This is a genomic window from Bacillus sp. JJ1532, assembly GCF_036965085.1.
Classification (GTDB): domain Bacteria; phylum Bacillota; class Bacilli; order Bacillales; family Cytobacillaceae; genus Cytobacillus.
The window spans coordinates 1-11,940 of record NZ_JBALOW010000111.1 but is presented as its reverse complement, the minus strand read 5'-3'; the positions used below and the strand labels follow the sequence as shown (position 1 = coordinate 11,940).

The window sequence follows — 11,940 nt, the reverse complement described above, 5'->3', positions numbered from 1 at the left end:
AATTACTTTGGAAATTATTTGAACCCTAAAAATATTATTATTCTTTTAAATGTTATTTAAATATGTACATTTATCCAATTTACTCATTTAATCAATTTTTAGGGAAAGAATAATGAATATTAAACTTTTCAAATATAGTGGTGGAGGTTTTTTTACATGAAAAAGCCATTGAATGGTGAGCGGCCTTTTAATCAAGGGTTTTATGGTCCTAACCTTGGCTATGTCATTGAGTTGTACGAAAACTATTTGCAAGATCCTGATTCCATTGATCCGGAAATGAGGGCCTATTTCGATGAGACAGGGTCACCTGTTACAGAGAATAGTAATATCCCTAAATCAGAGACAAATGTAGCAGTTACATCTAATCAGTTAGAGAAAACATTAGCGGCTATTCGTCTAGCGGATAATATTAGATTCTACGGCCACCGTGCAGCTGATATTTATCCATTAAAAAATCATGATCGAGAGATAAACCTTTTCGAACTTTCCCGATATGGATTAACGGAAGAGGACTTAAAAGCAATCCCAGCTAACCTTATTTGTACAGAGGCAAAGATCCCACTTCGTAACGGGCTCGATGCTATTGAATATTTGAAATCTGTGTATACGGGCACAATTGCTTTCGAATTTCATCACGTAGATGATGAGAATGAGAAAGAATGGCTAAGAAAAAAGATAGAATCCAATCAATTAAACCTGAATTTAAATGCTGAAGAAAAAACCAAAATCCTCAGAAGACTTACCGAAGTAGAGGAATTTGAAAAGTATCTGCACCGAACATTTGTAGGTCAAAAAAGGTTTTCCATTGAAGGGCTTGACTCAATGGTTCCTTTACTTGATGAAATTGTTTCTGAATCAGTTTCAAATGGGACTAAAACGATAAATATTGGGATGGCACACCGTGGACGCCTTAATGTCCTTGCTCATGTTCTTGGAAAGCCATATGAAATGATTTTTGCAGAATTCCAGCACGCTCCTAATAAAGAGCTTGTTCCATCTGAGGGTTCCATTGGCATAAGCTATGGATGGACAGGGGATGTAAAATATCACCTTGGCCTGGATAAGCAAATTAAAGATGAAAATACAACTATTGCGAGGCTGACACTAGCTAATAACCCGAGCCATTTAGAATTTGTCGGCGCAGTTGTTGAAGGATATACCCGTGCAGCACAGGATGATCGGACAAGAAAAGGATATCCTGAAGTAGATTTCCAGTCTGCTCTCTCCATTATTATTCATGGTGATGCAGCCTTCCCAGGTCAGGGAGTTGTTGCAGAAACTCTAAACCTCGGTCAGCTGAAAGGGTATGACACCGGCGGGTCTATACATATTATTGCGAATAATACGATTGGATTTACGACTGAATCCTATGACTCCCGTTCAACAAGGTATTCAAGTGATTTAGCTAAGGGCTATGAAATTCCAATTCTACATGTGAATGCTAATGATCCGGAAGCATGTGTGGCTGCAGCAAGATTAGCATGTGAATACAGAGAGAAATTCCAAAAAGACTTCTTAATTGATTTAATTGGTTATCGCAGATTTGGCCATAATGAAATGGACGAACCAATGACAACGAATCCATTAATGTATAAAATCATCCATCAGGAAGTAACGGTAAAGGATTTATATGCAGAAAGGCTTATTAGCCAAGCAGCTGTTACGAAGGATGAAGCTTCGAAAATGGAAGAAGCCATCATCGATAAATTAAAATCCGCCTATGAAAAGGTTCCAAATAAAAAAATTGAAATTGAGGATATGGAACCACCTGAAATGGTTGAAAAGGGCTTGCCAAAAATAGATACGGCTGTCCCAATTGAGGCATTAAAACAAATAAATCAGGAGCTTTTAGGCTTCCCAGAAAACTTCCTTGTCTTCAATAAACTCGACAAGATTTTAAAGAGAAGATTGGATGCAATAGAAGGCGAAGCAAAAATCGATTGGGGGCATGCGGAAACATTAGCATATGCCTCAATCATAACTGATGGTACTCCAATCCGGCTAACAGGTCAGGATTCGGAACGGGGAACGTTTGCTCACCGTAATATCGTTTTACATGATAACGAAACCGGTAAATCCTATTCTCCCCTGCATTTAATGTCAACGGCTAAAGCATCGTTTGCTGTTCATAATAGTCCATTATCCGAAATGGCGGTATTAGGGTTTGAATATGGCTATAACGTATTTGCCCCTGAAACATTAGTATTATGGGAAGCCCAATTTGGAGATTTCGCGAACTCTGCTCAAGTAATGTTTGATCAATTTATTGCAGCGGGCCGTGCTAAATGGGGACAGAAATCGGGTCTTGTTATGCTTCTTCCTCATGGCTATGAGGGCCAAGGGCCAGAGCACTCTAGTGCTCGTTTAGAAAGATTTTTAACTTTAGCAGCTGAAAATAACTGGACTGTGGCAAATTTATCATCATCAGCGCAATATTTTCATATTTTACGAAGACAGGCTGCTATTTTAAATCGTGAAGAGGTCCGTCCGCTTGTGATTATGTCGCCAAAAAGTCTTCTCCGTCATCAGCTTGTTGCATCAAGTGCGAAAGACTTAAGTGAAGGTGAATTCAAATCTGTACTTGAACAGCCTGGACTTGGCAAAGCAACAGATAAGGTGACGCGCTTAGTATTAGCTTCAGGTAAAATGGCCATTGATTTAGCTGAAAATCTTAAAAATATAGCGAATCAAGACTGGTTCCATATTGTACGTGTAGAGGAGATCTATCCGTTCCCAATGGAAGCGCTTAAGGAAATTATGAATCGTTATCCAAATCTTAAAGAAATTCTCTGGGTTCAAGAGGAGCCGAAAAATATGGGGGCATGGACCTTTGTTGAGCCTAGATTGAGAAAGCTTGCTGAACAAGGTAAAGAGGTAACATATGTTGGCAGACGCCGCCGTTCTAGCCCATCCGAAGGGGACCCTATTATTCATAAGCTTGAACAGGCACGCATCATTGAAGAAGCATTAACGCAAAAGCAAGAAGGAGGAAATTAAGGTGGCCGAAATCAGAGTACCAGAACTAGCTGAATCAATAACAGAGGGAACCATTGCCCAATGGCTAAGGAAGCCAGGCGATTTCGTTAATAAAGGGGATTTCGTAGTCGAGTTAGAAACAGATAAAGTAAATGTAGAAATTATTTCTGATTTTACTGGAGTATTAAAAGAATTAAAAGCTCAGGAAGGCGATAATGTAAATGTTGGTGAAACAATTGCGATTATTGACGAAAGCGGTCAAGCAGGGGCTGAACAAGCACAACCAGCTGCGCCGGTTCTAGAAGAACAAGCACCTGTTGTACCTGAAACAAAACCTGCAGAGCCAGGTGCTCCTGCGCAGGCTCCTTCTAACGAAAACCAACAGCGTCCAATCGCTTCACCAGCGGCTAGAAAAATGGCGCGTGAAAAGGGCATTGATTTAAGTCAGGTTCCTACAGTAGATCCACTAGGAAGAGTTCGAGCTCAAGATGTTTCAACCTTTAACCCTCAGGCTCAGGCAAGCAGCGCTCCAGCACAAGCACCAAAAGCTGCTGCACCTGCACCTATTAAGCAAGATGGAGAAAAAAGGGTTGAGCGTATCCGAATGACCCGCCGCCGCCAAACTATTGCGAATCGACTTGTAGAAGTTCAGCAAACAGCGGCTATGCTTACGACATTTAATGAAGTAGATATGACAAATGTAATGAACCTTCGTAAAAAACGTAAGGACAAATTTTTTGAAGAAAATGATGTAAAACTCGGATTTATGTCTTTCTTTACAAAGGCTGTCGTTGCTGCACTTAAGAAAAACCCATTCTTAAATGCTGAAATTCAAGGCGATGAAATTGTCTTGAAAAAGTTTTATGACATCGGTGTGGCTGTGTCTACAGAAGAAGGTTTAGTCGTTCCTGTTGTACGTGATGCAGACCGTAAGAACTTCGCTGAAATCGAAAAAGACATTATGGATCTTGCAATAAAAGCAAGAAATAATAAGCTCGGCTTACAAGATCTTCAAGGCGGTACCTTTACAATTACAAATGGCGGTACGTTCGGTTCACTGCTTTCTACTCCAATCCTAAATGGGCCTCAGGTCGGTATTTTAGGAATGCATGCGATCAACCTTCGTCCAGTTGCGATTGATGCTGAAAGAATGGAAAATCGTCCAATGATGTATATTGCTTTATCATATGACCATCGAATCGTTGATGGAAAAGAAGCCGTTACGTTCTTAAAACGTGTTAAAGAATTAATTGAAGACCCTGAATCACTTCTTTTTGAAGCGTAAAATATGTTCGGCAGAGTGGAAGAAGAGCCACTCTGCTTTTTTTCCATATAAAAGAGGCGAGAAAAACTCCCGCCCCAATCATCAATCAAAATTTACTTCTTAATTGGCTTTAACCCACGCTTAATAATTTCCTTTTTCAATATCCAAACCCATTCTTTCTCTGAACCAGACTTTAATGCATCACGATAAGAGACGACCAACTGTTCATTGCTCATAATCTTCATTAGCATTACCTCCTAAGGAAATGGATTGAATATTCTTTCTATTCATTCCATTTTAAACGTTTCCATCCGTTTTGAAAACCCTATTTTCAAAAAAAATGAAAAGAATATGATATGAACTTAAAGTAGTAATATTTGAAATGAACCATATAGAGCTTGTATGATTAAATAACTAATTAAAGAAAAGGAGGTTTAATATGGAACTGCAACTTGACCATATTGTTCATTTTATTAAGGGAGACCCAAAGAAAGCAATTGAGGCATGGCAAAAGCTTGGCTTACAAGCAGTCATGGGGGGAAGTCATGAAAAGTGGGGAACATTTAATAGCTTACTTTATAATAGCACCTCATATATCGAATTCCTTGCTATTGAAAACGAAGAAATCGCTCAAAATTCGGACAATCCTCTTATTACACAATTAGTATCAGATTTACAAAGAGAAGAAGGGATTGGGCAAATCTGTTTCCGTACAACAGATATCTTAACAGTAAAAAAAGAGCTTGAAAAAAAGGGGTGCAAAACATTTCCGATTTTTCCAGGGAGCAGGAAAAGGAAGGATGGATCGACAATTAAATGGAAAATGCTCTTCCTTAATCAAGAGTCAACCTTGCCATTACCATTTTTCATTGAATGGGAACAGCAGGATGAGGATCGTTTCAATGAACTTAAGAACCTTGGGATGATGGATCAGAAATTAGAAAAACATCGCATTCAATCTATTAGTTTTGCCTGTAAAAATGGAGAGAAATCTGCTAAGGAATGGTCTGGACTTTTTGATTTTCCTATTACATACACGGTAAACAATTCAGATTCCTCCACGAAAAAAACAACGATTGACTGTGGATCAACAAAAATTATCTTCTGTGAACCATTAGATGAAAAGGGAATTATCTATAATACGTTAAAATTACGAGGAGAACGTCCATTTTCAGTTCAGCTTGTGCCTGAAATTTTGACTCAGCCAATTTCCTTATTTGGTTCACACTATCAATAATACTTGCGCGTTGTCTAATGACAACGCGTTTTTCGATTTCTCTCTCAGTCTAAAGCTGTATTTGGATTCATTCTCATGGTCAATGAGAATTTACCAATAATTAGATACTATAAGGTTTAAAGAAGAGCAGAGAGGAGAATTTAAATGTATGAACAAATTTATGTTATTGAAAAGCTGGAACAATATAAACAAGAGGAACTTAGAAAAAAACCGTATTATTATTATGAAAAAAAGAATAGGGGGATTAATAATCAACTCTGCAGACTTCCTGTCATCCATCATCTTCCTTCATGCCAATGCACACATGACAGTGTATAGATTATGTTATAAGACCTTCCGAATAGTCTAAAGTTTTACTTAACATTTTTTCATAAAAAGACCTTCCTAAAGTTTGAAACATGCTGAGAAAGTGGTAAATAACTAATGCCATCTTCTTAGAAAGAAGGTCATCATATGAAATATTACTCTGATTATCGTTTAGTTGAATTGATTTACGAAGATACATTATATGAGCATCTTGAGTTTATCAGAATCGATCACATTTGTGAGGTTTGCTATATAACATTGAAAAATGTCATTACAACTGAGATATTTCCTTTTGAACAGCATCAAATTAAAAGCATACGTAAAAAAATCTACCGGTATCCGCAAAGTTCAACAAAAAACAAGAATCATGTTGCAGCAACCAGCTAAAATTCTTTATACTAAGATTAAAAATAAAGGAAGTGGCAACATTGATTCATCTTAACTGGAATGAACGTGCAACATTAAAAAAAGTAAAGTGCGTCCACACAAATGCTGCAAAATATATTGTCAATAGGGCATTAACTGCCGGTAAAGAATATGAAGTAAAAAATGAAACAGATGAATTTTATTTTATCGTTGATAATACTGGCAAGGTCGGAGGCTATTACAAAGACTACTTTCAAGATGCATAAATCCAAAGAAGCTGTCAACAATTGTTGACAGCTTTTTCTTTATATAAAAATCCTATCACACCATTTAATGATGAATCCATATACTAACATGTGACGATACATAATGAGGTGGTTCACAAATGATTAGAGATGTTATAAATGAAAACCAAAATTTATTAAATAATATCCTTTCAAGCCTGCATAAAAACATTATGATTGTCGGGCAACAAGAAATGAATGAAAACTCTACAGTTTTCCTAAGTAAGGAAAATTTAAAAGCTTTCCTAAAATTAAGGGATATTTATTCAGAGAAATTGGATTTTACTCTTTTGCAGGAAGGCCTATCATCATTCTCGACTATTCATCCTCATATTCATTACTCAATTGAAAAAATGTTAAATAACTTAGAGTTTATTGATCAATCTTCTACATATGATCTATGTCCGCATATGTCCAATCAAATTAAACAGGACCGCAATAAGGGGCTGTTCGGTAGGACTGAAACTTCCGTTATGGTTACTCTTCATTCATCCATGCTACAAAATCAAAAGATTATAAAGGATTTGCTTCACCATGGGATGAATATTGCACGAATTAACTGTGCTCATGACTCTCCAGAAATATGGAAAAAGCTTGTTGATTGTGTTCGAGAAGCGGAATTAGAACTTGGCCAAGAGAGAAACTTATGTAAAATTCATATGGAATTAGCTGGTCCAAAAATTAGAGTAGAAAAAATATTTTACCCTGAAAAGCCGTCTAATGAGGAAAGACCTTATTTTAATGTGAAGCCAGGAGATATGATTACAATAATTAGAGACGAATTAGCTCTAGAATTATTCGCAATGGAAGCTAAAGTCTTTTCAATAAACTCGCCAAAAGCATTACTAAATGTCTCGTTGAAAGACAAAGTGTTTTTTAATGACGGAAAAATCATTGGAGAAGTTTGTTCCATTACGGATGAATGGATAGGTATTACCATCTTAAAAACAAATAAAAAAATAACGAAGCTTCGTGAAGAAGAAGGGCTTAATCTTCCTGACTCTTTTGTTCACTTTATTATGCCTTCCATGACAAACACTGATATAGGGAACCTTCCTTTTGTACATGGACTAGCGGATTCCATAGGTCTTTCATTTGTACATCACCCTAGAGATTTAGAGAAACTTCGGATGCTCTTACATTCATTGCCCCCAAAGAATATAGGGATCATAGCAAAAATTGAAACAAAGGAAGCGTTCCATAACTTATCCAAAATTATTATCGAGGGACTTAATTTCGATTCATTTGGAATAATGATTGCAAGAGGCGATCTTGCTGTTGAATTAGGTTTTACTAAATTAGCATCTATCCAAGAGGAAATCATAAATCTTTGTCAGGCTGCACATATTCCAATTATTTGGGCAACAGGTGTACTTGAGCAACTAACAAAAAAAGGCATGCCATCAAGAGCTGAACTAACGGATGCATTTATGGGGCTCCGAGCTGATTGTATTATGTTAAATAAAGGTGAATACGCCGTTGATGCATTAAAAACTCTATATGAACTGATGATAATGAAACATACCTCCGAAACCAACAGGAGAAAAGAGACGTTTATTCAAAATCAATAAAAGAGGACCTAACTTTTTTGGTTAGATCCTCTTTTATTGTGGTAAAATTATTTATTAAAATGGGTTGGGAATACACGGCGAACTGTAGTTGAGAACTCATCGAAAAGCCCTTCGACCGGCTGGCCGTTGCGAATATCATTTGAATAATTGTTCATTCGATCATAGAAATCAGGGTTTACCGATACATAAACATCATTAATACTACGATCGACTGATTTTACTTGATCAGAAATTTTTCGTTCTATGTCACGGGATAAGCCATTTTGTTTATTAACTAGCCGTGCCGCCACATAGGCATTATTATCTGTCACAATTACATTTGCGTGATCTACTTCAGGCATAGAGACGATTTTATCTGCTGCACGGTCAGCTACCCGCATTTTCGAGCTATTATTTAGAGCGTTTTTATTATTTCTAACTGGAGTTATATTTGTATTCCTCATATCCCTGTTGTCAAAAACATTAAAGTCATTCGTGCCTGGATTGTTTACTCTTGTCAAGTTATCACGGTTTCTCATTGCAGTTTCATTCACATTATTATCATTATTAACACCACATCCAGCAAGAATGGACATTGTAAATAATGAGGCGATAATCGCTTTCACTTTCATAAATTTACCCCCTTTTTTATTACTCTTTTTAATACTACATCACTATGTTTCCATGTTTTTATCCATAATATCCATGGAACTTTTGCAATATAAGGTCATAAATGACAGACTGAATACAATACATAAATTTTTTTAGTTATTATCTAATGAACTAATAATGAAAGCAGGAGATTTTATTGACATATGTATTTATTGGGATAGGGGGTATAGTTGGAAGTCTCCTTAGATTTTTCTTATTCACGATTTCTGTTTCCCTTTGGGGAGAAGGTTTTCCCATCGGTACACTTATAACCAATATTATTGGAGCACTGCTTTTAGGATTATTTACAAAGAAATTCAGCCTAAGCGGGAGAATGAATCAACAATTAAAGGTTGCTATTAGTACGGGAGCAATTGGCTCCTTTACAACGTTATCAGCATTAAGCTCAGATGCCGTTCTATTATTGACTCGCGGATCGTATTTTTTTGCTTTTTTATATGTTTTCATTAGCTTATTTGGGGGGCTAGCTGCCATTTACTTAGGCTTTAAATTAGTGGAACAGCGGGATCGTGAGGAAGAAAAATGATCATAAATATATTGTTAATCTGTATAGGCGGATTCCTTGGAGCTATTTGCAGGTATAAACTTTCTATACTATTGAATAGTCATGTACAGGATAAAATCCCTTTTGGAACGCTTTTTGTTAATTTAGTGGGGTCTTTTTTATTAGGAGTCATCATCGGAATGGGTGAAGGTGAGCATATTCATTTTTTAATGGGAACAGGGTTTATGGGTGCATTCACCACTTATTCAACATTTAATTTGGAGGCTGTTATGCTTCTGCAGGCAAATAAAAAGGTACAAGGCATTACCTATTTAATGTTAACCTATTTATTAGGGATAGTGCTTGCATTTTTTGGCTTTATCATAGGGAAAATGTAAAGAGGGTGATTAAATCACCCTCTTTTCTATTTGTCGCTAATCGAATTTGATGTTTGCAGTACTTCCTTTTTTTCAGACGGGTAAAGCCTTTTCCCAATTATTGTTTGAATCGTTAGGAATATACCGCCGACAGTCCAATATAGTGGTAATGCAGCTGGTGCATTTAAAGAAACCATTACAATCATAATCGGAGACAAGAGCCCCATAAATTTCATCTGTTGCTGCTGTTGAATAGGCATTGTTGCCTGTGAAACCTTGAATTGAAAGAAGTATACGATCCCCGCAGCAACTGTAATCCAAATATCAGCGTGACCAAGATTAAACCACAAGAAGGAGTGGGTGGCAATTTCTTCTGATCCTCTTATGGCATAATAAAATCCCATTAAAATTGGCATTTGAATAAGGATTGGCAGACATCCCATATTTAGCGGATTCACACCATGCTTCTTGTAAAGTCCCATTAATTCTTGTTGCAGCTTTTGCTGTTCTTTCGGGTCCTTTGTTTCTTTCAATTTCTTTTGGATCTCGTCCATTTCAGGCTTTAGAGCGTCCATTTTTTCTTTCATGAGGCGCTGGTTTTTATACTGTTTTAACATAAACGGCATAAGTATTAGCCTAATGCCAAGAGTAATGATGATAATCGCAATCCCATAATTATCATGAAAAATGGCAGCTGTTCCATGAATGAGTATTGAAAATGGTTCGACAAGAAATTTATGAAAAAATCCATCATTGCTTTGGCCATTTTGTGAAGAACATGCTGATAATAATAAGACTGCTACTGATATTAGCGTGAAAAGAAAAATATTTTTCTTGTTTTTCATTTGTGTGACTCCTCCTAGTCTTGTTTTAACTTAGTTGGAAGGAGTCACTGTCTGGATCATCGCTTTGATCATCTATTTTTCTTGCACATTTTGATATCCAAATTAAAAATGGATTCCTTTGAACATTCATTCTTAAATGCTGAATTGGAATAATTGTATGAGAATCCAATCGATCTGTATTATTTATTGAATCATGAAAAGAGTATTGGATATTCCATACCCATAAAAATTTCATCATGAGCCCTAATATAAAACTGACATAGATGGCATGATCAGCCGGAATATTGGAAGCATCCATCAAAAAATCTAACATATACTCACCTCGGTATCTTAGGGCAATGGGTAAATTATAATTGATTTTTGATTACGGTGCAATTGAAAACACTATCCAATTTAATGGGAGCTTAAATATAATGGTTGTACCAATATTAAGGAAGTAATAGAATATAGGATGGACTGACTATTTGATTGAACGGTGGGGTATTTTGTCTTTTTTTAAGCGAAAAACGTTATTAACAATTGCAAAGGTTTTATTTCCAATTCTGATCTTGCTATTAATCAGCTATGAAGCGAAAGGTTTGTTTAAGGATTTTAACTGGAACTTAATTGACCTATATTTAGACAGGCTTTCTCTCCAGAGAATTATTTTGATATTTATCCTTGGATTAATTGCCTTGATTCCGATGTTTTTTTATGATGTGGTTCTTTTTCAAATTTTTAAAAGCAGAGTTCGAAAGAGGCAGTTTATTTTTTATTCCTTATCTGCAAATGCTTTCTCAAATTTAGTTGGATTTGGCGGGGTGGCCGGAGCAACTTTACGATCTATTTATTATCGCAAATATGCGACTGATTCTATTCCTGTCATTAGGATCATTGCAAAAATTTCTCTGTTTTATTTAACAGGGCTATCTATTCTTTCCTGGCAAGTAGCATTTACGGATATGCATGTTTATGCCGAAATCAAGTTTATGAAATTTGCCGTCTGGGCTATTGCAGCCTATACACCGGTTTTACTTATTCTTTTTTCATTTAGAAAAAAGTTTTGGAGCTTGGAAAACTTACAAAAGGGTTTTATTGCTGAATTAATAACCATCTCCATATTTGAATGGTTATTTGTTGGAATATGTATATGGGGGATTGCTCACTTATTGAGCGTAGCTGTTCCATTTTCAATTATTTTTCCGATCGTGATTATCTCGGCTTGTGCAGGTATCATTAGCCTTATTCCAGGAGGGATTGGGTCATTTGACTTAGTTTTTCTTATTGGAATGGAGACATACGGGATTCCAGCAGAATTAAGCTTGTTAATTATCATGTTTTATCGGCTTAGCTATTATATTTTTCCTGTTTTATTAAGCACGCCTTTTGTAATTTTTCAAATGGCTGCTAAAAAAAATCAAAGCTAAACAAAGTGACTTTTTTCTATCAAGTCCTTTTGTTTAGTTTTTTATATACATTTCTATCGGTTCAATATTGTGTAATCCTACAATTTAGAGGGTAAAATGGTAGTATTAATACTTTGCTAGGGGGATTTTTAATGCATCATTATTTTCAGGATGATAGTCTAACTCTGCATACT

At 36.2% G+C, this 11,940-nt stretch carries 14 protein-coding genes; 10 read left to right on the top strand and 4 right to left on the bottom strand.

The window, feature by feature from the left end:
- Positions 1 to 156 precede the first annotated feature (156 nt).
- Together V7122_RS23800 and odhB are read left to right on the top strand one after the other, a co-directional pair.
- Complete coding sequence (locus tag V7122_RS23800; RefSeq protein WP_335345386.1) at positions 157 to 2,997, top strand: 2-oxoglutarate dehydrogenase E1 component; 2,841 nt, start codon at positions 157 to 159, stop codon at positions 2,995 to 2,997.
- A gap of 1 nt (position 2,998) precedes the next feature.
- Entirely contained in the window at positions 2,999 to 4,261 is a 1,263-nt protein-coding gene (gene odhB / locus V7122_RS23795; RefSeq protein ID WP_335345387.1) for a 2-oxoglutarate dehydrogenase complex dihydrolipoyllysine-residue succinyltransferase, read from the top strand.
- 92 nt (positions 4,262 to 4,353) lie between these two features.
- Here odhB and sda read toward each other — a convergent pair whose 3' ends face one another.
- Positions 4,354 to 4,485 (bottom strand): sporulation histidine kinase inhibitor Sda, encoded by a 132-nt coding sequence (gene sda, locus V7122_RS23790; RefSeq protein ID WP_066287900.1) that lies wholly within the window; start codon positions 4,483 to 4,485, stop codon positions 4,354 to 4,356.
- A 194-nt stretch (positions 4,486 to 4,679) separates the two neighbouring features.
- On the opposite strand from sda, the gene V7122_RS23785 reads away from it, so the two are divergent.
- From V7122_RS23785 to V7122_RS23765, 5 genes are all read left to right on the top strand, one after another.
- Positions 4,680 to 5,477 (top strand): VOC family protein, encoded by a 798-nt coding sequence (locus tag V7122_RS23785; RefSeq protein WP_335345388.1) that lies wholly within the window; start codon positions 4,680 to 4,682, stop codon positions 5,475 to 5,477.
- Positions 5,478 to 5,621: 144 nt separating this feature from the next.
- Positions 5,622 to 5,795 carry a hypothetical protein gene (locus tag V7122_RS23780; RefSeq protein ID WP_335345389.1) on the top strand — a complete coding sequence of 58 codons (174 nt, stop codon included), beginning with the start codon at positions 5,622 to 5,624 and terminating at the stop codon, positions 5,793 to 5,795.
- 135 nt (positions 5,796 to 5,930) lie between these two features.
- A complete protein-coding gene (locus V7122_RS23775; protein ID WP_335345390.1) occupies positions 5,931 to 6,170 on the top strand; it encodes a hypothetical protein in 240 nt (79 codons plus the stop codon).
- A 41-nt stretch (positions 6,171 to 6,211) separates the two neighbouring features.
- The gene (locus tag V7122_RS23770; RefSeq protein ID WP_335345391.1) at positions 6,212 to 6,415 is read left to right on the top strand and encodes a DUF6501 family protein; all 204 of its coding nucleotides are present in this window, start codon (positions 6,212 to 6,214) and stop codon (positions 6,413 to 6,415) included.
- Positions 6,416 to 6,534: 119 nt separating this feature from the next.
- Positions 6,535 to 8,004 carry a pyruvate kinase gene (locus tag V7122_RS23765; protein WP_335345392.1) on the top strand — a complete coding sequence of 490 codons (1,470 nt, stop codon included), beginning with the start codon at positions 6,535 to 6,537 and terminating at the stop codon, positions 8,002 to 8,004.
- A 47-nt stretch (positions 8,005 to 8,051) separates the two neighbouring features.
- Here the strand turns inward: V7122_RS23765 and V7122_RS23760 are convergent, their stop codons facing one another.
- A complete protein-coding gene (locus V7122_RS23760; RefSeq protein ID WP_335345393.1) occupies positions 8,052 to 8,615 on the bottom strand; it encodes a YhcN/YlaJ family sporulation lipoprotein in 564 nt (187 codons plus the stop codon).
- Positions 8,616 to 8,791: 176 nt separating this feature from the next.
- Here V7122_RS23760 and crcB (V7122_RS23755) point away from each other — a divergent pair, with 176 nt between their 5' ends.
- Positions 8,792 to 9,181, top strand: coding sequence for a fluoride efflux transporter CrcB (gene crcB, locus V7122_RS23755; RefSeq protein WP_335348331.1), 390 nt, complete (start codon positions 8,792 to 8,794; stop codon positions 9,179 to 9,181).
- A complete protein-coding gene (gene crcB, locus V7122_RS23750; protein WP_335348332.1) occupies positions 9,178 to 9,537 on the top strand; it encodes a fluoride efflux transporter CrcB in 360 nt (119 codons plus the stop codon). Before crcB (V7122_RS23755) ends, crcB (V7122_RS23750) begins: the two co-directional genes overlap by 4 nt.
- 26 nt (positions 9,538 to 9,563) lie before the next feature.
- Here crcB (V7122_RS23750) and yidC read toward each other — a convergent pair whose 3' ends face one another.
- The gene (gene yidC / locus V7122_RS23745) at positions 9,564 to 10,361 is read right to left on the bottom strand and encodes a membrane protein insertase YidC (protein WP_335348333.1); all 798 of its coding nucleotides are present in this window, start codon (positions 10,359 to 10,361) and stop codon (positions 9,564 to 9,566) included.
- Positions 10,362 to 10,386: 25 nt separating this feature from the next.
- A complete protein-coding gene (locus V7122_RS23740) occupies positions 10,387 to 10,674 on the bottom strand; it encodes a hypothetical protein (RefSeq protein ID WP_335348334.1) in 288 nt (95 codons plus the stop codon).
- 151 nt (positions 10,675 to 10,825) lie between these two features.
- Between V7122_RS23740 and V7122_RS23735 the strand changes: the two genes are divergently transcribed.
- Entirely contained in the window at positions 10,826 to 11,767 is a 942-nt protein-coding gene (locus V7122_RS23735; RefSeq protein ID WP_335348335.1) for a UPF0104 family protein, read from the top strand.
- Positions 11,768 to 11,940: the final 173 nt, after the last annotated feature.